Source organism: Enterobacter soli, assembly GCF_964208575.1.
Taxonomy (GTDB): domain Bacteria; phylum Pseudomonadota; class Gammaproteobacteria; order Enterobacterales; family Enterobacteriaceae; genus Enterobacter; species Enterobacter soli_A.
Genome location: NZ_CAXOFU010000006.1, coordinates 1 through 22,308 on the forward strand (window position 1 = coordinate 1; position 22,308 = coordinate 22,308).

Here is a 22,308-nt window from a genome sequence, read left to right on the forward strand (position 1 = left end):
CGTCCGAGGACGTTAAGAATCCATGTCACTTTGAGTGCCCACACAGATTGTCTGATAAATTGTTAAAGAGCAGTTGCGACGCGCTTCAGCGCTCTGTCGCGAGGTGGCGTATAATACGCTTTCCTCTTTCAGAGTCAACCCTGAATTTCAGGATTTTTCTCTTCAACCGAACCGGCTGTTTGTGTGAAGTGATTCACATCCGCCGTGTCGATGGAGGCGCATTATAGGGAGCTCCCGAGGAATGACAAGCGGAAAAATGCATTTTTATTTCAACCGCTCACCTTTTCACCAAAAAGGCTATTTTTGGTGCTTTTTAATCTCTTTTGGTAGGTCTGCCAGGCTATTAATCACCCAATCAGCCGCTTTTTCTGCTTCCGGCGTAACGGGCTTACCGGTACGAACCAGTATTTTTGACCCTACACCTGCTGCGGCGGCTGCCTGCATATCTTCCAGTTTGTCGCCCACCATATAAGAAGCAGCCATATCAATGTGCAGGAATTCTTGTGCAGAGATAAACATACCCGGATGCGGCTTACGGCAATCACACGTCTGGCGATACTCTTCTACCGTTCCCTGTGGGTGGTGCGGGCAATAATAGATACCGTCGAGATCGACGCCGCGATCGGCTAATGACCAGTCCATCCATTCCGTCAGCGTTTCAAACTGCGCTTCGGTGAATTTACCGCGCGCAATGCCGGACTGGTTGGTGACAACCACCAGCGCATACCCCATCTCTTTCAGCTGACGCATTGCATCTATTGCGCCTTCGATAAACTCGAACTCGTCGATCTCGTGGACATAGCCGTGATCCACATTAATAGTGCCATCACGGTCGAGAAAAATTGCAGGTACTGATTTTGCCACCGGTTTGCTCCTGAAAAAGGCATGTTCAGCTAGTATCTCATGAATCGCAGCGCAATAAAGTGCTCATCGTACAGAGGCGGATTGATTTAGACGTCTGGATGCCTTAACATCCGTTTTGTTTACGGTCTTCACCCGTATCTGGCAGAAGAAAATGCCACGGCTAACTTACATACGATAAAAATAATCTAATGATTAAACTTTCCAATATCACCAAAGTGTTCCAGCAGGGGAACCGAACCATTCAGGCGCTGAACAACGTCAGCCTGCATGTTCCTGCTGGTCAAATTTATGGCGTCATTGGCGCATCGGGCGCAGGTAAAAGTACCCTGATCCGTTGTGTTAACCTGCTTGAGCGCCCAACCCAGGGCAGCGTGGAAGTGGGTGGACAGGAACTTACCGCCCTTTCAGAGAAAGAATTAACCAAAGCGCGTCGCCAGATTGGCATGATCTTCCAGCACTTTAACCTGCTGGCGTCCCGCACCGTATTCGGCAACGTTGCCCTGCCGCTTGAGCTGGACAACACGCCAAAAGAAGAAGTGAAGCGCCGCGTGACCGAGCTGTTAGACCTGGTGGGCCTGGGCGATAAGCACGACAGCTATCCGGCGAACCTCTCCGGCGGTCAAAAGCAGCGCGTGGCTATTGCCCGTGCGCTGGCAAGCAACCCAAAAGTGCTGCTGTGTGACGAAGCCACCAGCGCGTTAGATCCGGCAACCACCCGTTCTATTCTGGAACTGCTGAAAGACATTAACCGTCGCCTGGGTCTGACCATCCTTCTTATTACTCACGAAATGGATGTAGTGAAGCGCATCTGTGACTGCGTTGCGGTTATCAGCAACGGTGAGTTGATTGAGCAAGACACCGTGAGCGAAGTGTTCTCTCATCCGAAGACGCCGCTGGCGCAGCAGTTTATTCAGTCCACGCTGCATCTGGATATTCCGGAAGATTATCTGGAGCGTTTAAAAGCAGAAGCGACAGCCGACAGCGTTCCGATGCTGCGCATGGAGTTCACCGGCCAGTCCGTTGATGCGCCGCTGCTTTCCGAAACCGCGCGCCGCTTTAACGTGAACAACAACATTATTAGCGCGCAGATGGATTACGCCGGCGGCGTGAAGTTCGGCATCATGCTGACTGAAATGCACGGCACACAGGAAGAAACACGGGCGGCTATCGCCTGGCTGCAAGAACATCACGTAAAAGTAGAGGTACTGGGTTATGTCTGAACCGATGATTTGGCTGCTGGTTCGCGGCGTTTGGGAAACGCTGGCAATGACCTTCGTATCAGGCTTCTTTGGCTTCGTGATCGGCCTGCCGGTTGGCGTGCTGCTGTACGTAACGCGCCCGGGGCAAATTATTGAAAACGCGAAGCTCTACCGCACGCTCTCTGCGGTGGTGAATATCTTCCGATCCATCCCGTTCATTATCCTGCTGGTGTGGATGATTCCATTTACCCGCGTAATCGTCGGGACGTCCATCGGCCTGCAGGCTGCTATCGTTCCTCTGACCGTGGGGGCAGCACCCTTTATCGCCCGTATGGTGGAAAACGCCCTGCTGGAAATCCCAACCGGTTTGATTGAAGCGTCACGCGCGATGGGCGCAACGCCTCTTCAGATCGTTCGTAAGGTCCTGCTGCCGGAAGCGCTGCCGGGCCTGGTGAATGCGGCAACCATTACGCTTATCACCCTGGTCGGGTACTCCGCGATGGGGGGTGCCGTGGGCGCCGGCGGTTTAGGGCAGATTGGCTATCAATACGGCTATATTGGTTATAACGCTACCGTGATGAATACCGTTCTGGTATTGCTGGTTGTTCTGGTTTACTTAATCCAATTCTCTGGCGATCGCATCGTCCGGGCTGTTACTCACAAATAACGTTACACACAACACAAACTCGACGAGTTAAGGATAAAACATGGCGTTTAAATTAAAGACCTTTGCAGCGGTAGGCGCGCTGATCGGCTCTCTGGCACTGGTGGGTTGTGGTCAGGACGAAAAAGATCCGAACCACATTAAAGTGGGCGTTATCGTGGGCGCAGAACAGCAGGTTGCTGAAGTGGCGCAGAAAGTCGCGAAAGAGAAATACGGCCTGGACGTTGAGCTGGTGACCTTTAACGATTACGTGCTGCCAAACGAAGCGCTGAGCAAAGGCGATATCGATGCGAACGCCTTCCAGCACAAACCGTACCTGGATCAGCAGATCAAAGACCGTGGCTACAAGCTGGTCGCGGTAGGTAACACCTTCGTTTACCCAATTGCCGGTTACTCCAAGAAAATTAAATCTCTGGACGAACTGCAGCCTGGCTCTCAGGTCGCTATCCCGAACGACCCAACGAACCTTGGCCGTTCCCTGCTGCTGCTGCAGAAAGTGGGCCTGATTAAGCTGAAAGACGGCGTTGGCCTGCTGCCGACCGTTCTGGACGTGACCGAGAACCCAAAAAATCTGAAGCTGGTTGAGCTGGAAGCACCGCAGCTGCCACGTTCACTGGACGACGCGCAGATCGCGCTGGCGGTCATCAACACCACCTACGCCAGCCAGATCGGCCTGACGCCTGCGAAAGACGGCATCTTCGTTGAAGACAAAGACTCTCCGTACGTGAACCTGATCGTAACCCGCGAAGACAACAAAGATGCGGAAAACGTGAAGAAATTCGTACAGGCATACCAGTCTGACGAAGTTTACCAGGAAGCCAACAAGGTGTTTAACGGCGGCGCTGTTAAAGGCTGGTAATCTGACCTCAGTGTAATATCATCAGGACGGGCGAAAGCCCGTCTTGTCATTTATGCAGGCAACTGATTCAATATCTGACGATTTGATTATCCATTGAGGAACTATTATGCGTGCTTTACCGATCTGTCTTTTAGCACTGATGCTGAGCGGTTGTTCTATGCTAAGCAGATCTCCTGTTGAACCTGTTCAAAGCACTGCAACCCCGCCAAAAGCGGAGCCAGCAAAACCGAAAGCGCCTCGTCCTGCGCCGGTAAGAATCATCACCAAAGCCGAAGATTTAGTGGGCAAACCTTTCCGCGAGCTGGGTGAAGTCAGCGGTGAATCCTGTCAGGCGACCAATCAGGACTCCCCACCGAATATCCCAACCGCCCGCAAGCGCATGCAGATCAATGCATCAAAAATGAAAGCGAACGCCGTGCTGCTGCATAGCTGCGAAGTGACCAGCGGAACGCCAGGCTGCTATCGTCAGGCTGTTTGCATCGGTTCTGCGCTTAACATCACGGCGAAATGAGTTCGTTTCAGTTCGAGCAGATAGGCGTTATCCGCTCCCCGTACAAAGAGAAGTTCGCCGTGCCGCGCCAGCCAGGGCTGGTTAAAAGCAGCAGCGGCGAGCTTCACTTAATCGCACCCTATAATCAGGCCGATGCGGTACGCGGGCTCGAGGCGTTTAGCCACCTGTGGGTTATCTTCGTGTTTCACCAAACGATGGAAGGCGGCTGGCGTCCTACCGTGCGCCCTCCTCGTCTGGGTGGCAACGCGAGAATGGGGGTCTTTGCTACCCGTTCCACCTTCCGCCCGAATCCCGTGGGGATGTCGCTGGTTGAGCTGAAAAGTATTCGCACGCAGAAAGAACAGGTCATTCTGGAGTTAGGCAGCCTCGATCTGGTGGATGGCACGCCGGTTATCGATATCAAGCCCTATCTTCCCTTTGCGGAAGCCCTGCCGGACGCGCGGGCAAGCTATGCCCAGCAGGCGCCGCAGGCCGACATGCCGGTTTATTTCACCGCTGAGCTGGCAGCACAGCTTGTGCAGCTGGAAAAGCTTTACCCTCGCCTGAAAGATTTTATCGTTGAAGTGCTGGCTCAGGACCCGCGTCCGGCCTACCGAAAAGAAGAGGAAGCCGGGAAAACCTACGCCGTCTGGCTGCTTGATTTCAACGTTCGCTGGCGGGTGATTGAAGCGGGTTTTGAAGTCTTTGCCCTGGAACCCAGGTAATTTTATTCTCCTCTCTTTTGGCATCTTTGCCACACTGGTAAACTAAACCACTTTTTTTGTGTCAGGCTGGCGTCTCAGCCTGTTCCAATCGTAGAAATGGAACCGTAACAACATGCGTACTAGCCAATATCTGCTCTCCACTCTGAAGGAGACACCTGCCGACGCCGAAGTGATCAGCCACCAGCTGATGCTGCGCGCCGGGATGATTCGCAAGCTGGCCTCAGGTTTATACTCCTGGCTGCCGACCGGCGTGCGCGTCCTGAAAAAAGTCGAAAACATCGTGCGTGAAGAGATGAACAACGCCGGTGCTATCGAGGTGTTAATGCCGGTCGTTCAGCCCTCTGAGCTGTGGCAGGAGAGCGGTCGCTGGGAGCAGTATGGTCCGGAACTGCTGCGTATTGCCGATCGTGGCGATCGCCCGTTCGTGCTCGGTCCTACGCATGAGGAAGTCATCACCGACCTGATCCGTAACGAGCTGAGCTCTTACAAACAGCTGCCGCTGAACTTCTTCCAGGTGCAGACCAAGTTCCGTGACGAAGTGCGTCCACGTTTTGGCGTGATGCGCTCGCGCGAGTTCCTGATGAAGGACGCCTACTCTTTCCACACGTCTCAGGAATCGCTGCAAGAGACTTACGACAAGATGTACGAAGCCTACAGCAAAATCTTCTCCCGCATGGGTCTGGATTTCCGCGCGGTACAGGCTGACACCGGCTCTATCGGCGGTAGCGCATCTCACGAATTCCAGGTGCTGGCGCAGAGCGGCGAAGACGACGTGATCTTCTCTGACTCCTCCGATTACGCCGCGAACATCGAGTTTGCTGAAGCCCTGGCGCCAACAGCGCCGCGCGCGGCTGCAACCGAAGAGATGAAGCTGGTTGATACGCCAAACGCGAAAACCATTGCCGAGCTGGTTGAGCAGTTCAATCTGCCAGTCGAGAAAACCGTTAAAACCCTGCTGGTGAAAGCGGTTGAAGGCAGCAAGAGCCCGCTGGTTGCCCTGCTGGTGCGCGGCGATCACGAGCTGAACGAAGTGAAAGCAGAGAAGCTGGCCATGGTTGCCAGCCCGCTGACCTTCGCGACGGAAGCCGAAATCCGCGCCGTGGTTAACGCAGGTCCAGGCTCTCTGGGCCCGGTCAACATGCCTGTTCCAGTGGTGATTGACCGCACCGTTGCGGCCATGAGCGATTTCTCCGCTGGCGCAAACATCGACGGTAAGCACTACTTCGGCATTAACTGGGATCGCGACGTTGCGACGCCGGAAGTGGCTGACATCCGTAACGTGGTTGCCGGCGATCCAAGCCCGGACGGCAAGGGTACGCTGATGATCAAACGCGGTATCGAAGTGGGCCATATCTTCCAGCTGGGCGAGAAATACTCCCGCGCGATGAATGCCTCCGTTCAGGGTGAAGATGGTCGTAACCAGATCCTCACCATGGGCTGCTACGGTATCGGCGTGACGCGCGTCGTTGCGGCGGCGATTGAGCAGAACCATGACGAGCGCGGCATCGTTTGGCCAGACAATATCGCCCCGTTCCAGGTCGCGATCCTGCCGATGAACATGCACAAATCTTACCGCGTACAGGAGCTGGCTGAAAAACTGTACGCCGAGCTGCGCGCCAAGGGTATCGACGTGCTGATGGACGATCGTAAAGAGCGTCCAGGCGTGATGTTTGCGGATATGGAGCTGATTGGCATCCCGCACACTATCGTTATCGGCGACCGTAACCTCGACAGCGACGAGATTGAGTACAAATACCGTCGCAGCGGCGAGAAGCAGATGATCAAGACGGGCGATATCCTTGATTACCTGGTGAAAGCCATCAAAAATTAAAAAAACAAAACCCCGCGGATGCGGGGTTTTTTTATGGGGTTATACCGGCTATTTGCTGCTGCAGTCTTTACCCGCGAGGAATTTCGCGTCTTTGTCCGCCACCAGCGTTTTCACCATTTCACCGCTATCCGGATTAGGCTCCATCGTGAAATGACCGTCCACCGTTAGCAATACCGGCTTGCTGTCGTTCCCACGCGCCACGGCGAAATCACGCTCCAGCTGAGCGTTGTTTGCCACGCTGACTTTTTTACCGGTCGCGCAGTCGGTGAAGACCGCCGCATCCGCCATATAGAAGTACATGCCGCGCATCGCCATTGGCGTGGCGGGCAGCGCCGCTTTTACCGGTGCCAGCGTGTAGTTGAACTGCGACTCAATCGGGTTACCTTCGCGATCGAGCATCTCCATCCCTTCACCTTTGGCGCGGAAATAGGTCTTGTCGCCCGTGGTATCCGTCAGGATCAGCTTCTCCGCGGTGCGCGCCCAGGTGCCATAGGTCGCAAAGGACGACGGCTCTTTTGCCCCCTGATAGCGCTGGTTCATCACCCATGTTCCGTCTTTTTCCAGGAACAATGAGGTTTCGATACCTTCACAATCCGCACAGGGCAGAACGCCTCGCCAGCTTTGCTGCATCGGTTTTAATTCTTCCGCCTGAGAAGGCTGGAGGGCCTGCGTTTCCGCACGGTTGTTACACCCGAAAAGTGCAAAGAGCGTACTCACTGCCAGGACTGACAATAGTGCTTTTTTCACCATGAATTCCTTATAAACAATTGTGTTCCTTTTCGTCACTCCGTAGGGCGACGAACTTTACCGCGTAGCGCTTTCACTGTGGATTTCTGCGCCTTCGACGACAATCGACGCTCTTTAGAGGCGCGAGTGGGTCGCGTTGGACGACGACTTTTTTGTACCGCGGTTAACTCTTTTATGACAGCGACCAGCCTTGAGATTGCCGCTTCCCGGTTTAGTTCCTGGCTGCGGTACTCCTGCGCTTTAATCACAATCACACCCTCGCTGGTGATCAGGTGGTGGCTGGCGGCTAACAGACTTTCCTTATAATACTCTGGCAGGCTGGAGGCCCGGATGTCAAAGCGCAAATGGATAGCCGTTGAGGCCTTATTGACGTGCTGCCCGCCCGCGCCCTGCGCGCGGATCGCCGTAATCTCCAGCTCGTTGTCAGGAATGCTGACGTTCCGGGACAAGACAATCATGCGGCGGGCTGCCAGGCCGTCAGATGAATTTCCAGATTATTCTGAGCGTCAGAGAGCCAGATGGCGCCGTCCTGAATCGTTGCCTGTAGCACCATCGTCCGGCTGGCAAACTCGCTCAGCTGCGCCAGCTGTTCATCATCCAGATACCAGACGGTCAGATTGGCGAACTGGGCGCATTTGTTTTTGTTCTGCTGCCACCAGATCTCCGCCGCGCGCTGGTTATAGGCAAACAGCGCAACCGCTGCGGACTGGGTGCAGGCTTTTTTAATCCGGCGCTCGTCGGGCAGGCCGAGCTCAATCCACAGATCAATGCCGAGATGATCGTTACGCAGCCAGGCCTCCGGCTCGTCTTCCGCGCTCAAGCCGCGGGTAAACTGCAGCCGCTCGTCGGCGTATTTGATCCACGCCAGCAGGCGCAGCATCATGCGCTCCTGGGTTTCAGAGGGGTGACGCGCCAGCGTCAATGACGCATCGAGAAACTGGTTGCGGTCAAGATCCGCCACATTGACCACAGCTTTATAAATTGTCGCTTTCAGCGCCATGAGAGAACTCCTTTCGAATCAGGCGCACATTGTAGCGAAATTAGTATCAAAAGGCTGTTACGAGGTGATGAATGACCCACCATCAAGGCGCTGATATTGCTTGAATGAGTATGGTATAGTCACCTTGCTAAACCGAGTTTATCTTCGTAGGCTTAATGATATCTCACAGTAAAGGTCAGTACGCTGGCAGGAGGGGATGTGAATAATTATTGTGAGCTAATTCGCAAAAGGTATGCGGAAATCGCCAGCGGCGATTTGGGATACATCCCGGACGCGCTGGGCTGTGTATTGAAAGTGCTAAATGAAGTGGCCTCCGATGAGAGCCTTTCAGAATCGGTCAGGGAAAAAGCAGCGTATGCTGCGGCGAATTTACTGGTGAGCGATTATGTCGATGAATGATACCTATCAACCCATCAATTGTGATGACTATGACAACCTCGAACTCGCCTGCCAGCATCATCTGATACTGACGCTGGAGCTAAAAGATGGCGAAGTGTTGAAGGCGAAAGCCAGCGACCTGGTTTCACGCAAAAATGTGGAATATCTGGTAGTGGAAGATGCCGGAACGACGCGCGAGCTTCGTCTGGACAAAATTGCCAGCTTTAGCCACCCGGAGATCGGCACCGTTGTGGTGAGCGAATCCTGATTATCACTAACGGGCAGCCTGGCTGCCCGTTACGCTTTCCATTCCAGACAGACACCCTCTTCAGCCCACCCTTCCTCGGTAATGAACACGCCCGCAGCAGCAATCAGCGTTTCCCCGTAGAAAAGCAGCGGCGTGGTGTCGCGCAGCCAGGGCGGAACATTGCTCTCCTGCCAGATTTTTTTCAGCTTGCGCCCGCCGTTGCGCCCGACGATATGCAGCATTCCGCTCGCCTTAAAACGCACGGTGACGGCTTCATGCGCCAGCGGCAGGCGAACATTCCCCGGTTTCGTCAGTGATACTACACCCGTCCCAAACGGCAGGACGAGGTCATCCTCGGGTGTCGTCCAGGGGAGAACAACGTCAGTCAGGGACGGCCGGGAGGCTATCCACCACAGCTGCCCTTTATAGCGCCTGACCTCAAAGCCGTTGAGATGGACGCAGGGCGCAGCGTCTTCCCGGGCCTGCGCCACTTCGTCCCAGATACGGTTTAGCATCGCCCGCGACGGCATGGCGGCATTGTGCGTTGCCAGCCAGCGCCGCAGCAGCGACGCGCGACGCGCCGCGCTTAAGGTTTCAAGCGGCGGGATCGCCAGCGCGCCCTGCGGAGAAAGCATCTCCGCCAGCTCTTCGCCTAGCAGCTCGTCAAGCAGGCTTTCCTGTTCGGCACAAAGCTGCGCGCTTCTCGCCGTGGCCTGCGCGAAATGCGGCCAGCGCTCAGCCAACTGAGGAAGTACGCGCAGGCGCAGGAAATTGCGGTCGTAGCCGTCGTCCTGATTGCTTTCGTCTTCAATCCAGCGCAGATCGTGTTCACGCGCCCAGGCTTCCAGCGAGGCGCGCGATTCGCTCAGGAGCGGGCGAATCAGCTGCGTCCCGGCGAACTCGCTGCGCTCAGGCATGGCAGACAGCCCCGCCGGGCCGCTCCCCCGCTTGAGCGCCAGCAAAAAGGTTTCGCACTGATCGTCCAGGTGCTGCGCCGTCACCAGCGCCTCGCCGGGCTTGAGGGCGTCGGCAAAAGCCGCATAGCGCGCCTTGCGCGCCTGCGCTTCCGTCCCCAGCCCGTCGTCCCCAAGCGTCACCCGCGCCACCGTCAGCGGGATATTCCACGCGGCGCAGAGCGCTTCGCAGTGCGCAACCCAGTCATCGGCAAAAGGGCTCAGCCCATGATGGATATGCATGGCACGCAGCTGAACGTCAGGTGCCTGTTCGCGCCAGAGCATCAGTCGATGAAGGAGAACGGTGGAATCCAGGCCACCGCTAAACCCCACCAGCAGCTGGCGGTAGGGTGAAACGGCTTGAGCGATAGCGGGTAGGGTCATAGAAATCTAGCGTAAAAAAATGCCCGAACAAGACGGGCATTATCACACATGACGGGCATTACTGCTGGTAAAGCTCCAGCGGCAGGCCGTCCGGATCGTTGAAAAAGGTGAACCGCTTGTCGGTGAATGGATCGATTCGAATCGCTTCGCACGTCACGCCGTGAGCTTCAAGGTGCTGCACCGCGCTGTCGATGTCGTCCACGCTAAAGGCGAGGTGGCGCAGGCCGCAGGCTTCCGGACGGGACGGGCGCGCCGGCGGAAAAGGAAAAGAAAACAGCTCGATCACATACTGCCCGTTTAGCGCGAGATCGCCTTTCCAGGAATCGCGCTCTGCACGGTAGGCCTCGCTGAGCAGCGTAAAGCCCAGAATGTCGCAGTAAAACGACTTACTTCTCTCGTAGTGGCTCGCAACAATCGCTATATGATGAACCTGTTTTAAACCCAGCATAGCTTCTCCTTTTTTTGAAGCCAGAACGTTACAACTGAAAACCCGCGCCGCGCAAGCAGCCCCTTTTATTTTAGGACTCGTACCCAATAGACGCCCTGCTCATCGCGTTTCGCGCCGTGGATATCGGTCTCAAAGCCCGGATAATGGCGGCCAACGGAGCAGAGCATCAGCAGGAAATCGAGTACCGCCCTGCTCTGTTCGGTGATCATCTCCCCGGGCATCAGCAGCGGTACGCCGGGCGGATACGGCAGGATCATGTTTGCCGATACGCGACCGACCAGGTTTTCCAGCTCGATCGTTTCTACCTCGCCTTTCACCTGCCGCTGCCACGCCTTGTGTGGCGTGAGCTTCATCTCCGGCAGAACGTCAAACGCCTGCAGCATCAGACGCGGCAGATCGTGCTGGCGGATAAGCCGGTGGATCCCCTGCGCCAGATCCTGAATGCGCATATTGCGGTAGAAGTCCGGATCTTCCGCATAGAGATCCGGCAGCATATTTTTAACCCGCAGGTTGAGATCGTACGCGCGCTTGAACTCCATCAGCCCGCGCAGCAGCCCCATCGCGCGGGTTTTATCGATCCCAATGCTGAACAGGAACAGCAGGTTGTACGGCCCGGTTTTCTCTACCACCACGCCGCGCTCGTCGAGGAATTTCGCCACCAGCGCGGCGGGGATCCCCTCATCGCTCATGGCGCCCTGCTCGTCCATGCCCGGCGTCAGGATCGTCACCTTCACCGGATCGAGGAACATATGGTCGGCGTCCGCATCGCGGAACCCGTGCCAGGGCTCTCCCGGCGCGACCGGCCAGCATTCGGCCTCTTCAATCTCTTCCGGCTGCCAGATGTCAAAGAACCAGCCGTCGGCTTCATCCTTCAGGCGCTGGACCTCTTTGCGGAAATGCAGCGCCCTTTCGACGGAGCGATTGATCAGGCGCTTGCCCGGATTTCCGCGCAGCATCGCCGCCGCCGTTTCAATCGAGGCCACCAGCGGGTAGCTCGGCGAGGTGGTGGTGTGCATCATAAAAGCTTCGTTGAAGGTGTCTTCGTCGTACTCGCCCTTGATGTGAATAAGGGAAGCCTGGGAAAACGCCGCCAGCATCTTGTGGGTCGACTGGGTTTCGAAGAACACTTTGCCCGGTACGCGCTCCCCGCTCATGCCGCTTTTGCCCGCGTAGATCGGATGGAAGTTGGTATAAGGCACCCAGGCGGAATCGAAGTGAATAGACGGCACGTCGAGGGTTTGCTTGATCCAGTTGGTGTTGTACAGCAGTCCGTCGTAGGTCGAGTTGGTGATCACCGCGTGGATCGGCCAGCTTGCGCCCGGCACCGAGGCCACTTTGCTTTCAATCGCGCCGTGGCTAAATTCACGGCGCGGAATGCCGCCTAAAATCCCCAGCGCGTTGCGCGTGGGCGACAGCCAGAGCGGAACGACGTCGCTCATCATCAGCAGATGTGCCAGCGACTTGTGGCAGTTACGGTCAATCAGCAGCGTGCTGCCCGCGGGGGCGGCGTACATCCCGACGATTTTATTCGACGTGGAGGTGCCGTTGGTGACCATGTAGCTCTGCTCGGCGCCAAAGGTGCGGGCGATGTACTCTTCGGCTTCCAGGTGCGGCCCGGTGTGGTCAAGCAACGATCCCAGCTCGGTGACCGAAATCGACACGTCCGCCTTCAGGGTGTTACCGCCGAAGAAATCGTAGAACAGGCATCCCACCGGGCTTTTCTGATAGGCGGTTCCCGCCATGTGGCCCGGCGTGCAAAAGGTATATTTGCCCTCTTTAACGTAGGTAAACAGGGCGCGGGTAAAGGGCGGCGTGATGTTGTCGAGGTATTCGCGGGTGTATTGCTGAATGCGGGTGGCAATATCCTCCGCCACCCCGAGGGAATATTCAAAGAACCACAGCGCCATGCGCATGTCGTGGGCGCTGACGTCCATCGTCGAGTGGGTATTGATAAAGGCGTACAGCGGGAGATATTCATTCAGCTTGTTGATGTCGCTGCACAGCTCCAGGTCGTACTCGTCCCAGTCGAAAATCACGCCGCAGATGCGCGGGTTGTGTTCGATAAACTTCAGCAGGTCTGCACTGTTGTGCGGCCATATCAGCTGATATCCGCGAGCCTGCAGTGATTGCTCCAGCTCCTTGATGGGTTCGTCTTTATAAAAGACGCCGTGTGGCCCCATGATGGCGATGATGTTCACGGTCTACCTCCTTGAAAAACATTAGCTAAGCATAGCCAGGGTAAACCGCAGGTATAAAAAAAGCCGCAACAATGTGCGGCTTTTCGGATAATTGTGACGCTTATGCGTAACCGTAGGTCATCAGACGCTGATAGCGGCGGTTGAGCAAGTCTTCTTTGCTCAGCACGTCGAGATCGGCCAGGTCTGCCAGCAGCTGCGCCTTCAGGGAAGCGGCCATCACTTCCGGCTTACGGTGCGCACCGCCCAGCGGCTCTGGGATCACGGTGTCGATCAGCTTAAGCTCTTTCAGGCGCGGTGCAATGATGCCCATCGCTTCTGCTGCCAGAGGCGCTTTGTCGGCGCTCTTCCACAGAATAGATGCACAGCCTTCCGGAGAGATAACGGAGTAGGTGCTGTACTGCAGCATGTTCACTTTATCGCCCACGCCGATCGCCAGCGCACCGCCGGAGCCACCTTCACCGATAACGGTACAGATGACCGGCACGCTCAGCCGAGACATTTCACGCAGGTTGCGTGCGATGGCTTCGGACTGACCGCGCTCTTCCGCGCCCACGCCAGGATATGCACCCGGGGTGTCGATGAAGGTGATGATTGGCATGTTGAAACGCTCAGCCATCTCCATCAGACGCAGCGCTTTACGGTAGCCTTCTGGTGCTGGCATACCGAAGTTGCGGCGAATTTTCTCTTTGGTTTCACGGCCTTTCTGATGACCAATGATCATCACCGGGCGTCCGTCCAGACGCGCGATACCGCCGACAATCGCTTTGTCGTCAGCGTAAGCGCGATCGCCTGCCAGTTCGTCAAATTCATCAAACGCCAGGCGGACATAATCCAGGGTGTACGGGCGCTGTGGATGACGCGCCAGCTGGGCAATCTGCCATGCGCCGAGATCGGCAAAGATTTTGCGCGTCAGTTCTACGCTTTTTTCGCGCAGACGATGCACTTCTTCGTCGATGTTAATATCCAGTTTTTCATCCTGACGGCTTACCGCTGTCAGAGAATCGATTTTCGCTTCCAGCTCTGCAATCGGCTGTTCGAAATCAAGGAAATTCAGACTCATAGTATTCCTGTATTAGTCAAACTCCAGTTCCACCTGCTCCGAACCAATGAGGCCACGGAGATCGTTTAGTAAACGATCGCTCGGAGAGACACGCCACGTTGCACCAAAGCGCAACCGCGCACGTGCATCCGCCCTCTGATAGTAGAGATGTACTGGAATTGTCCCCGAGCGGTGGGGTTCCAGAGACTGACGGAGTCGGTTTAAAAGCTGGTCATCAATTTGCCTGTCCGTCAGCGAGATAGCAAGCCCGCGAGCATATTTTTCCCGGGCTTCGTCAATGTCCATCACTTCGCGGGCGGTCATTTTAAGCCCCCCGCTGAAGTCATCAAAGCTGACCTGTCCGCTGACGATAAGTATGCGGTCTTTTTCCAGCAATTGCTGGTATTTATCCAACGCGTCGGTGAACAACATCACCTCCAGCCGCCCGGAACGGTCATCCAGCGTACAGATGCCGATACGATTGCCGCGCTTGGTGACCATAACCCTTGCAGCAATCACGAGCCCCGCAGCCGTGGTGATTTTACCACGATCTGTCGGATGCATGTCTTTCAGCCTATTGCCTCCGACATAGCGCTCAATTTCTTTAATGTACTGGTTGATCGGGTGACCCGTCAGGTACAGCCCTAACGTTTCACGCTCGCCGTCCAGCACCACCTGTTCTGGCCACGGCTGGCAGTTGGAATACGACTGTTCAATCTGCTCTGGCTCTTCAGCCAGCACGCCGAACATATCCGCCTGCCCTATCGCTTCCGCTTTCGCGTGCTGATCCGCCGCTTTCAGCGCATCCCCAAGGGAGTTCATCAGCGCGGCGCGGTGCGGGCCAAGCCTGTCGAACGCGCCGGACATGATCAGTTTTTCCAGCACGCGGCGATTCAGTTTTTTCGTATCGGTGCGGGCGCAAAGATCGAACAGCTCGCGGAAGTAACCGCCGTTATTACGCGCCTCGATGATAGCCTCAATCGGCCCTTCACCCACACCTTTAATCGCACCGATGCCGTAAACAATTTCCCCGTCGTCGTTGACGTGGAAATGGTAAAGACCCGAGTTGATATCCGGCGGCAGGATCTTAAGCCCCATACGCCAGCACTCGTCCACCAGGCCTACCACCTTCTCGGTGTTGTCCATATCGGCAGTCATTACCGCCGCCATAAACTCGGCGGGATAGTGCGCTTTCAGCCACAGCGTCTGGTAAGAGACCAGCGCATAGGCGGCGGAGTGAGATTTGTTAAATCCGTACCCGGCGAATTTCTCTACCAGGTCGAAGATTTTCATTGCCAGCTCGCCGTCAACGCCGTTCTTTTTCGCCCCTTCTTCGAAGGTGCCGCGCTGCTTGGCCATCTCTTCCGGCTTTTTCTTACCCATTGCACGACGCAGCATGTCCGCGCCGCCGAGGGTGTAGCCAGAGAGCACCTGGGCAATCTGCATAACCTGTTCCTGGTACAGGATAATGCCGTAGGTCGGCTCCAGTACCGGTTTCAGGCTTTCGTGCTGCCACTGGACGTCCGGGTAGGAAATTTCTTCGCGCCCGTGCTTACGGTCGATGAAGTTATCTACCATCCCCGACTGCAGCGGGCCCGGACGGAACAGCGCCACCAGTGCGATCATATCTTCGAAGCAGTCGGGCTGCAGGCGCTTAATCAGGTCTTTCATGCCGCGGGATTCAAGCTGGAAGACCGCCGTAGTTTCCGAGCGTTGCAGCATGTCGAAGCTTTTCTTGTCGTCCAGCGGGATAGCGGCGATGTCGATAGGCTCCAGGCCCTGCTTCTCCCGGCGCGGGTTGATCATCTTCAGCGCCCAGTCGATGATCGTCAGGGTTCGCAGACCGAGGAAGTCAAACTTCACCAGCCCGGCGTATTCCACGTCGTTCTTATCAAACTGGGTAACCGGATGCTGGCCCGCTTCATCGCAGTACAGCGGCGCAAAATCGGTAATTTTGGTTGGAGCGATAACCACGCCACCCGCATGTTTACCGGCGTTACGCGTCACGCCTTCGAGCTTGCGCGCCATGTCGATCAGCGCTCTGACTTCTTCGTCAGCCTCGTAAATTTCCGGCAGCTGCGGCTCGGCCTCAAAGGCTTTCGCCAGGGTCATGCCCGGATCGGGCGGCACCAGTTTTGAGATGCGATCCACGAAGCCGTAAGGGTGACCCAGCACGCGGCCTACGTCGCGGATAACCGCTTTCGCCGCCATCGTACCGAAGGTGATAATCTGCGATACCGCATCGCGGCCGTACATATCCGCCACGTGATCGATAACCTGGTCGCGTTTCTCCATGCAGAAGTCAACGTCGAAGTCGGGCATCGAAACACGTTCCGGGTTAAGGAAACGTTCGAACAGCAGGTCGAATTCCAGCGGATCGAGGTCGGTAATTTTGAGCGCGTAAGCCACCAGCGAGCCCGCACCGGAACCACGGCCCGGGCCTACCGGCACGCCGTTGTCCTTCGACCACTGGATAAACTCCATTACGATCAGGAAGTAGCCGGGGAAGCCCATCTGGTTGATAACCTGGAGTTCAATGTCCAGACGTTCATCATAGGGCGGGCGTTTTTCCTTGCGCACCGCTTCATCCGGGAACAGGAATTCCAGACGCTCTTCGAGACCCTCTTTCGATTTCACGACCAGGAAGTCTTCCGTGGTCATGTCGCCGGTTGGGAACTGCGGCAGGAAGTACTCGCCGAGGCGCACGGTCACGTTACAGCGCTTGGCTATCTCAACGGTGTTTTCCAGCGCTTCCGGAATATCCGAGAACAGCTCGCACATCTCGTCTTCGTTGCGCATGTACTGCTGCGTCGAGTAGTTACGCGGGCGCTTGGGATCGTCAAGGGTAAAGCCGTCGTGGATCGCCACGCGAATTTCATGCGCATCGAAGTCGCCCGGCTCGAGGAAACGCACGTCGTTGGTTGCCACAACGGGCAGCCCGCGCTCTTCCGCCAGCGCGACCGCGGCGTGAAGATAGCTCTCTTCATCCTGGCGCCCGGTGCGAATAAGCTCCAGGTAATAGCGATCCGGGAAATGTTCTTCGTAGAAGGCAACGCACTGATCCACCAGCGCGGCATTCCCGCGCAGCAGGCTTTTACCCACATCGCCCATACGGCCGCCGGAAAGCAGCAGCAGCCCTTCGCTGAGCTCCGCCAGCCAGTCGCGATCGATCCACGGCCCCAGTGCGCCGTAGCCGCGCTGGTAGGCTTTAGAGATAAGCAGCGTGAGGTTCTGGTAGCCCGTGTTGTTCATTGCCAGCACGGTGATTTGCGTCAGTTCGTCGCCGATAAGATCGCTCTGAACGTGAAAATCCGCACCGACGATAGGTTTCATCCCCGCACCGTGCGCCGTTCCGTAGAACTTCACCAGGCCACACAGGTTGGTAAAATCGGTGATCGCCAGCGCAGGCATACCCAGAGAGGCCGCCTTTTTTACCAGCGGCCCGGTCTTTGCCAGCCCATCGATCATGGAGTAGTCGCTATGCACCCGCAGGTGTACGAAACGTGGTTCAGCCATCTTCAGATTCCGCGTTACTTAATTGCTTGCGTCTTGATTCAGGACACCAGTCCCAGCGCGCGTTTCACCGGGCCAAAACTGCGCCGGTGATGTTCAGTTGCGCCATGTTCAGCCAGCTTTTCCAGGTGGAAAGCGGTTGGATATCCCTTGTGCTGGGCAAAGCCATACTGAGGATAAGTGAGGTCCAGCGCGGCCATTTCAGCGTCGCGCGTCACTTTGGCAATAATAGAAGCCGCGCTGATTTCTGCTACCCGGCTATCGCCTTTGACCACCGCCATAGACGGGACAGGCAATGCAGGACAGCGGTTACCGTCAATCAGCACGTACTCAGGGGCAATTTTCAGGCCCGCTACCGCACGCTGCATGGCAAGCATGGTGGCGTGCAGAATGTTCAGCGTGTCGATCTCTTCCGGCTCGGCGCGCCCGAGGCTCCAGGCCAGGGCTTTCTCTGTGATCTCATCGAAGAGCGCCAGGCGGCGTTTCTCGGTGAGTTTTTTCGAGTCATTCAGGCCGATAATCGGACGAGCGGGATCGAGGATCACCGCAGCCGTGACGACAGCACCGACTAACGGGCCGCGCCCGACTTCATCCACACCCGCAACGAGGTGCGTATGTGGGTAAACGAATTCAATCATTTTGCTAGCTCCAGCACCGCGTCCGCCGCTTGCTCATCGGCATTACAGCAGATCTGCTGATGCAGTTCGCGGAAGGTGTCATGCATCTGGTGGCTGGTTTTGCCGTCGGCAAGAAGCGGCAGCAGCGCGTCGGCTAACGCCTGCGGCTCGCATTCATCCTGCAGCAGCTCTTTCACCAGCTCGCGACCGGCAAGCAGGTTGGGCAGTGAAACGTAGTCCGTCTTCACCAGGCGCTTTGCCAGCCAGAAGGTGAATGGCTTCATGCGATAACCCACGACCATCGGGCATTTTGCCAGCATACACTCCAGCGCAGCCGTGCCGGAGGCCAGCAGCGCCGCGTCGCTGGCGACCATCGCTTCGCGTCCTTTGCCGTCCAGCAGATGGACGTGAAGATCGGGAGCCACTTCCGCTTTAATGCGCTCGAACTGCTCGCGGCGTTTGGCATTGACCAGCGGCACGACCACTTCGAGATCGGGATAGGTGTTACGCAGAATTTGCGCGGTTTTCAGGAAATCAGCGCTGAGCATTTCAACTTCGGCGCCGCGGCTTCCTGGCAGGAGCGCCAGACAGTGCGCGTTGTGCGGAATGCCCAGCACGTCACGCGCCGCGTTCTTATCCGGATCAAGCGGCATGGCATCTGCCATGGTATGACCGATAAAACGGCACGGGACGTTAAATTTGTCGTAAAACGCTTTTTCGAAAGGCAGAAAAGCCAGCACCAGATGGGTGGATCTACCGATTTTGAAAACGCGTTTCTGTCGCCACGCCCACACGGACGGACTGACGTAGTGGATTGTTTTGATTCCCTGCTTTTTCAGGTTCCCTTCAAGGGTGATGTTGAAATCAGGGGCATCAATACCGACAAAGACATCGGGTTTGAGATCGGTGAAACGGCGGGTGAGATCGGCGCGAATATGCAGCAGGCGACGCAGGCGCCCCAGCACCTCGACAATGCCCATCACGGCCAGCTCTTCCATTTCATACCAGGCTTCACAGCCTTCAGCCTGCATCAGCGGGCCAGCCACGCCAACAAAGCGGGCGTTAGGGACGCGAGCCTTTAGCGCGCGGATCAGACCGGCACCAAGAATATCGCCGGAGGTTTCTCCGGCGACCAGGGCTATCGTAAGCGGACGATTGTCGACCATTAACGAATCAGACCACGCGTTGAACGCTCAAAGAATTCCATGAACGCGTTCACCTCAGGGTGCTTATTCGCCAGCTCGGCAATTTCCGGCTTCGCCTCTTCCAGCGTTTTACCGTTACGGTACAGTTGCTTATACGCGTTACGGATGGCTGTGATTGCTTCGCGGCTAAAGCCACGACGCTTGAGGCCTTCGATGTTTACGCCAAACGGCGTTGCATGGTTGCCCTGCGCAATGACGTACGGTGGGACATCTTGCGCCACACCGGAACAGCCGCCGACCATCACGTGTGCACCAATGATGCAGAACTGATGAACTGCGGTCATGCCGCCAATAATTGCGAAGTCATCGACCGATACGTGTCCTGCCAGCGTTGCGTTGTTGGCAAGAATACAGCGGTCACCTACCGTACAGTCGTGCGCGATATGCGCATTGACCATAAACAGGTTGTCGCTGCCCACCTTCGTCAATCCACCGCCCTGTACTGTTCCACGATGAATGGTGACGCTTTCGCGGATGCGGTTACGATCGCCAATTTCCAGACGGGTCGACTCACCAGCATATTTCAGATCCTGGTTAACTTCGCCGATGGAGGCGAACTGATAGATCTCGTTGTTGCTGCCAATGGTCGTATGACCATTCACGACAACGTGAGACTTCAGTACTGTACCCTCACCAATTTCGACATGGGGTCCAACAATACAAAACGGGCCAATGTGAACGTTAGCACCAATGATGGCACCGACTTCCACAATCGCAGTAGGATGAATAAAGGCGGATTTATCAATCACGTATCAGGCCTCCCGGCTACGAGCACACATCATTGTCGCTTCGCAAACAACTTTACCGTCAACCAGAGCTACGCCCTTAAAGCGAGTCAGGCCACGGCGCGTTTTTTCAAAAGTGACTTCCATGATCATCTGATCACCAGGCACGACTGGACGCTTGAAGCGCGCTTCATCGATACCCGCGAAGTAATACAGCTCACCTGGCTCCAGTTTACCTACGCTTTTAAACGCCAGAATACCGGTAGCCTGTGCCATCGCTTCCAGGATCAACACACCCGGGAAGATAGGCTTACCAGGGAAGTGCCCCTGGAAGAATGGCTCATTTACGGAGACATTTTTCACTGCGCGCAGAAAACGACCTTCTTCAAAATCCAGCACACGGTCTACCAGCAAAAACGGGTAGCGGTGCGGCAGAAGTTCTAAAATCTCTTCAATATGCAGAGTATGAGTGTCGGTAGTCAAAATACTCTTCCTGTCAAAATGTACTGAATAGCAATAATAACACGGCCTGCCGGTTTATAAGAAAGCCGACAGGCCGGGAAATTTAGCGTTAAATTGATGAACGCTTAGTCTTGTTGATCGATCTTGCGCTCAAGAGACTTGAGTCGCTTGCTCATATCATCAATATTCATCACCAGAGCTGCTGTTTTACGCCACACCTTGTTAGGTTGCAGCGGGATACCCGAGGAATAGACGCCAGGCTCAGTGATAGGACGCATCACCATGCCCATTCCGGTAACCGTGACTTTATCGCATATTTCCATATGCCCGTTAATCACGCTGGCACCACCAATCATACAGTAACGGCCAATTTTGAGGCTGCCCGCCATGATGACGCCACCAGCAACGGCAGTATTGTCGCCAATCACAACGTTATGTGCAATCTGACACTGGTTATCGATGATAACACCGTTACCAATAATGGTGTCGTCAAGCGCGCCGCGGTCGATGGTCGTACATGCGCCGATCTCAACACGATCGCCGATAATCACGCGTCCAAGCTGGGGGATCTTGACCCAGTTACCGCGATCGTTGGCATAGCCGAATCCGTCAGAGCCGATCACGGTGCTGGACTGAACCAGGCAATTTTCGCCGATCTCGACTTCGTGATAAACGGAGACGTTGGCCCACAAACGGGAACCTGCGCCAATTTTTGTGTTTTTACCAACGAAGCAACCCGGGCCGATGACCACGTTATCACCGAGCACAACCCCGGATTCGATAACGGCATTGGCGCCGATTGAGACGTTGTTACCCAGCTGCGCCGTGGCGTCGATTGCGGCACTGGCAGCAATGTTCTGCGCCGGCTGCGGCGTGGTATCAAGAATTTGAGCCATGCGTGCATAGGTCAGGTAGGGATTTTTCACTACCAGCGCGCTTACAGTGGCAAAAGGAAGATCGTCCTGCGTCAGAACAACGGCAGACGCCTGGCATTGAGCCAGATGTTCACGGTACTTAGGGCTTACCATGAAGGTAATGTTGCCAGTTTTAGCAGATTGCATGGACGCAACAGCGGTGATGACGATATCGCCATCACCGTGTAATTCTGCATCCAACTGCTGAGCTAAATCAGCCAGTCGAATAGAAGGCATTACTTATTTAACCTGTTTCAGAACATCAGCGGTGATGTCTTTAACATCGCTGCTGTTGAAAGCAACGGCGTTCGCATCTACAACCAGATCGATGCTCTGATCGGCAGCAACTGCTTTAACAGCAGTCTGAATGCGGGTAACCAGTTTGCCACGTTCTTCGTTGGAACGACGCTGACGATCCTGCTCGAAAGCCTGCGCTTTCTGGGAGAAAGTCTGGCGCTGAGCCATTACGTCTTTTTCCAGCTTGCTGCGGTCAGATGCTTTCATGGTAGAACCATCACGCTGCAGACGCTGCATTTTGGACTGAAGATCGTTTTCCATACCCTGCAGTTCGCTTGCACGGCCTTTGAATTCGTTTTCCAGAGTCGCAGAAACACCTGTTTTCTGTGCAACCTGCTGGAACAAATTACCCATGTTGACGATTGCAATTTTGTCTGCTGCCTGAGCAGAAGTTGCCATCGCTAAACCGAGACCTGCAGCTAATAACCACTTTTTCACAATTAACTCCTTACCATCCCATTGGCACCCGAAGGTACCGTTCTTTGCGTGGCAAGGCGATCGTGTTACCGATCGCCGGTTGTCAGCGCTACACTGCCAACGCATTCCATT

At 55.7% G+C, this 22,308-nt stretch carries 23 protein-coding genes; 8 read left to right on the plus strand and 15 right to left on the minus strand.

Annotation, left to right across the window (positions count from 1 at the left end; translation table 11 throughout):
- Positions 1-297: 297 nt before the first annotated feature.
- On the minus strand, positions 298-864 hold the full coding sequence (gene gmhB / locus AB6V08_RS07630) for a D-glycero-beta-D-manno-heptose 1,7-bisphosphate 7-phosphatase (RefSeq protein WP_368542127.1): 567 nt from the start codon (positions 862-864) through the stop codon (positions 298-300).
- A gap of 188 nt (positions 865-1,052) precedes the next feature.
- Between gmhB and metN the strand changes: the two genes are divergently transcribed.
- The 6 genes from metN (at position 1,053) to proS (ending at position 6,632) form a co-directional block, all read left to right on the plus strand.
- The gene (gene metN / locus AB6V08_RS07635; RefSeq protein WP_368542128.1) at positions 1,053-2,084 is read left to right on the plus strand and encodes a methionine ABC transporter ATP-binding protein MetN; all 1,032 of its coding nucleotides are present in this window, start codon (positions 1,053-1,055) and stop codon (positions 2,082-2,084) included.
- On the plus strand, positions 2,077-2,730 hold the full coding sequence (locus AB6V08_RS07640; protein ID WP_368542129.1) for a methionine ABC transporter permease MetI: 654 nt from the start codon (positions 2,077-2,079) through the stop codon (positions 2,728-2,730). The genes metN and AB6V08_RS07640 overlap by 8 nt, the downstream gene beginning before the upstream one ends.
- Positions 2,731-2,770: 40 nt before the next feature.
- A complete protein-coding gene (gene metQ, locus AB6V08_RS07645) occupies positions 2,771-3,586 on the plus strand; it encodes a methionine ABC transporter substrate-binding lipoprotein MetQ (protein WP_234675588.1) in 816 nt (271 codons plus the stop codon).
- A 106-nt stretch (positions 3,587-3,692) separates the two neighbouring features.
- On the plus strand, positions 3,693-4,097 hold the full coding sequence (gene rcsF / locus AB6V08_RS07650; protein ID WP_368542130.1) for an Rcs stress response system protein RcsF: 405 nt from the start codon (positions 3,693-3,695) through the stop codon (positions 4,095-4,097).
- On the plus strand, positions 4,094-4,801 hold the full coding sequence (tsaA, locus tag AB6V08_RS07655) for a tRNA (N6-threonylcarbamoyladenosine(37)-N6)-methyltransferase TrmO (protein WP_368542131.1): 708 nt from the start codon (positions 4,094-4,096) through the stop codon (positions 4,799-4,801). Before rcsF ends, tsaA begins: the two co-directional genes overlap by 4 nt.
- Before the next feature lie 112 nt (positions 4,802-4,913).
- Positions 4,914-6,632, plus strand: a complete 1,719-nt coding sequence (gene proS, locus AB6V08_RS07660) for a proline--tRNA ligase (protein WP_368542132.1) — start codon at positions 4,914-4,916, stop codon at positions 6,630-6,632.
- A gap of 48 nt (positions 6,633-6,680) precedes the next feature.
- Here the strand turns inward: proS and nlpE are convergent, their stop codons facing one another.
- Genes nlpE through AB6V08_RS07675 form a run of 3 tightly spaced genes read right to left on the minus strand, consistent with a single transcriptional unit; the run spans position 6,681 to position 8,379 of the window.
- Entirely contained in the window at positions 6,681-7,379 is a 699-nt protein-coding gene (gene nlpE, locus AB6V08_RS07665; protein WP_368542133.1) for an envelope stress response activation lipoprotein NlpE, read from the minus strand.
- A 35-nt stretch (positions 7,380-7,414) separates the two neighbouring features.
- A complete protein-coding gene (gene arfB, locus AB6V08_RS07670) occupies positions 7,415-7,837 on the minus strand; it encodes an alternative ribosome rescue aminoacyl-tRNA hydrolase ArfB (protein ID WP_368542134.1) in 423 nt (140 codons plus the stop codon).
- On the minus strand, positions 7,834-8,379 hold the full coding sequence (locus AB6V08_RS07675; RefSeq protein ID WP_368542135.1) for a YaeQ family protein: 546 nt from the start codon (positions 8,377-8,379) through the stop codon (positions 7,834-7,836). The genes arfB and AB6V08_RS07675 overlap by 4 nt, the downstream gene beginning before the upstream one ends.
- A 198-nt stretch (positions 8,380-8,577) precedes the next feature.
- On the opposite strand from AB6V08_RS07675, the gene AB6V08_RS07680 reads away from it, so the two are divergent.
- Both AB6V08_RS07680 and rof read left to right on the plus strand, forming a co-directional pair.
- Complete coding sequence (locus AB6V08_RS07680; RefSeq protein ID WP_006173580.1) at positions 8,578-8,778, plus strand: YaeP family protein; 201 nt, start codon at positions 8,578-8,580, stop codon at positions 8,776-8,778.
- Positions 8,765-9,025, plus strand: a complete 261-nt coding sequence (gene rof, locus AB6V08_RS07685; RefSeq protein WP_213845348.1) for a Rho-binding antiterminator — start codon at positions 8,765-8,767, stop codon at positions 9,023-9,025. The genes AB6V08_RS07680 and rof overlap by 14 nt, the downstream gene beginning before the upstream one ends.
- 29 nt (positions 9,026-9,054) lie before the next feature.
- Here the strand turns inward: rof and tilS are convergent, their stop codons facing one another.
- The 11 genes from tilS to skp form a co-directional block, all read right to left on the minus strand.
- A complete protein-coding gene (gene tilS, locus AB6V08_RS07690) occupies positions 9,055-10,341 on the minus strand; it encodes a tRNA lysidine(34) synthetase TilS (RefSeq protein ID WP_368542136.1) in 1,287 nt (428 codons plus the stop codon).
- A gap of 58 nt (positions 10,342-10,399) precedes the next feature.
- Positions 10,400-10,789: a VOC family protein gene (locus AB6V08_RS07695; protein ID WP_368542137.1), complete on the minus strand. Its 390-nt coding sequence runs from the start codon at positions 10,787-10,789 to the stop codon at positions 10,400-10,402.
- Between the two features lie 65 nt (positions 10,790-10,854).
- Positions 10,855-12,987, minus strand: a complete 2,133-nt coding sequence (locus AB6V08_RS07700; RefSeq protein ID WP_368542138.1) for a lysine decarboxylase LdcC — start codon at positions 12,985-12,987, stop codon at positions 10,855-10,857.
- A 100-nt stretch (positions 12,988-13,087) separates the two neighbouring features.
- Positions 13,088-14,047: an acetyl-CoA carboxylase carboxyl transferase subunit alpha gene (gene accA, locus AB6V08_RS07705; protein ID WP_006810033.1), complete on the minus strand. Its 960-nt coding sequence runs from the start codon at positions 14,045-14,047 to the stop codon at positions 13,088-13,090.
- 12 nt (positions 14,048-14,059) lie between these two features.
- On the minus strand, positions 14,060-17,542 hold the full coding sequence (gene dnaE / locus AB6V08_RS07710; protein WP_368542139.1) for a DNA polymerase III subunit alpha: 3,483 nt from the start codon (positions 17,540-17,542) through the stop codon (positions 14,060-14,062).
- A gap of 38 nt (positions 17,543-17,580) precedes the next feature.
- Positions 17,581-18,177, minus strand: a complete 597-nt coding sequence (gene rnhB / locus AB6V08_RS07715) for a ribonuclease HII (RefSeq protein ID WP_368542140.1) — start codon at positions 18,175-18,177, stop codon at positions 17,581-17,583.
- Positions 18,174-19,322, minus strand: a complete 1,149-nt coding sequence (gene lpxB / locus AB6V08_RS07720) for a lipid-A-disaccharide synthase (RefSeq protein WP_368542141.1) — start codon at positions 19,320-19,322, stop codon at positions 18,174-18,176. Before lpxB ends, rnhB begins: the two co-directional genes overlap by 4 nt.
- Positions 19,322-20,110, minus strand: a complete 789-nt coding sequence (gene lpxA, locus AB6V08_RS07725; protein WP_368542142.1) for an acyl-ACP--UDP-N-acetylglucosamine O-acyltransferase — start codon at positions 20,108-20,110, stop codon at positions 19,322-19,324. The genes lpxB and lpxA overlap by 1 nt, the downstream gene beginning before the upstream one ends.
- 3 nt (positions 20,111-20,113) lie before the next feature.
- The gene (gene fabZ, locus AB6V08_RS07730) at positions 20,114-20,569 is read right to left on the minus strand and encodes a 3-hydroxyacyl-ACP dehydratase FabZ (RefSeq protein WP_007373234.1); all 456 of its coding nucleotides are present in this window, start codon (positions 20,567-20,569) and stop codon (positions 20,114-20,116) included.
- 104 nt (positions 20,570-20,673) lie between these two features.
- A complete protein-coding gene (gene lpxD / locus AB6V08_RS07735) occupies positions 20,674-21,699 on the minus strand; it encodes a UDP-3-O-(3-hydroxymyristoyl)glucosamine N-acyltransferase (protein ID WP_368542143.1) in 1,026 nt (341 codons plus the stop codon).
- A 3-nt stretch (positions 21,700-21,702) separates the two neighbouring features.
- A complete protein-coding gene (gene skp, locus AB6V08_RS07740) occupies positions 21,703-22,197 on the minus strand; it encodes a molecular chaperone Skp (RefSeq protein ID WP_020882619.1) in 495 nt (164 codons plus the stop codon).
- Between the last annotated feature and the right edge of the window lie 111 nt (positions 22,198-22,308).

Coding starts and splice junctions, on each gene's coding strand:
- AB6V08_RS07675 (WP_368542135.1), bottom strand. CDS start 8,379: ATGGCGCTGAAAGCGACAATTTATAAAGCTGTGGTCAATGTGGCGGAT.
- proS (WP_368542132.1), top strand. CDS start 4,914: ATGCGTACTAGCCAATATCTGCTCTCCACTCTGAAGGAGACACCTGCC.
- rof (WP_213845348.1), top strand. CDS start 8,765: ATGTCGATGAATGATACCTATCAACCCATCAATTGTGATGACTATGAC.
- metQ (WP_234675588.1), top strand. CDS start 2,771: ATGGCGTTTAAATTAAAGACCTTTGCAGCGGTAGGCGCGCTGATCGGC.
- AB6V08_RS07640 (WP_368542129.1), top strand. CDS start 2,077: ATGTCTGAACCGATGATTTGGCTGCTGGTTCGCGGCGTTTGGGAAACG.
- AB6V08_RS07695 (WP_368542137.1), bottom strand. CDS start 10,789: ATGCTGGGTTTAAAACAGGTTCATCATATAGCGATTGTTGCGAGCCAC.
- accA (WP_006810033.1), bottom strand. CDS start 14,047: ATGAGTCTGAATTTCCTTGATTTCGAACAGCCGATTGCAGAGCTGGAA.
- arfB (WP_368542134.1), bottom strand. CDS start 7,837: ATGATTGTCTTGTCCCGGAACGTCAGCATTCCTGACAACGAGCTGGAG.
- rnhB (WP_368542140.1), bottom strand. CDS start 18,177: ATGATTGAATTCGTTTACCCACATACGCACCTCGTTGCGGGTGTGGAT.
- dnaE (WP_368542139.1), bottom strand. CDS start 17,542: ATGGCTGAACCACGTTTCGTACACCTGCGGGTGCATAGCGACTACTCC.
- tilS (WP_368542136.1), bottom strand. CDS start 10,341: ATGACCCTACCCGCTATCGCTCAAGCCGTTTCACCCTACCGCCAGCTG.
- metN (WP_368542128.1), top strand. CDS start 1,053: ATGATTAAACTTTCCAATATCACCAAAGTGTTCCAGCAGGGGAACCGA.
- rcsF (WP_368542130.1), top strand. CDS start 3,693: ATGCGTGCTTTACCGATCTGTCTTTTAGCACTGATGCTGAGCGGTTGT.
- lpxD (WP_368542143.1), bottom strand. CDS start 21,699: ATGCCTTCTATTCGACTGGCTGATTTAGCTCAGCAGTTGGATGCAGAA.
- tsaA (WP_368542131.1), top strand. CDS start 4,094: ATGAGTTCGTTTCAGTTCGAGCAGATAGGCGTTATCCGCTCCCCGTAC.
- lpxB (WP_368542141.1), bottom strand. CDS start 19,322: ATGGTCGACAATCGTCCGCTTACGATAGCCCTGGTCGCCGGAGAAACC.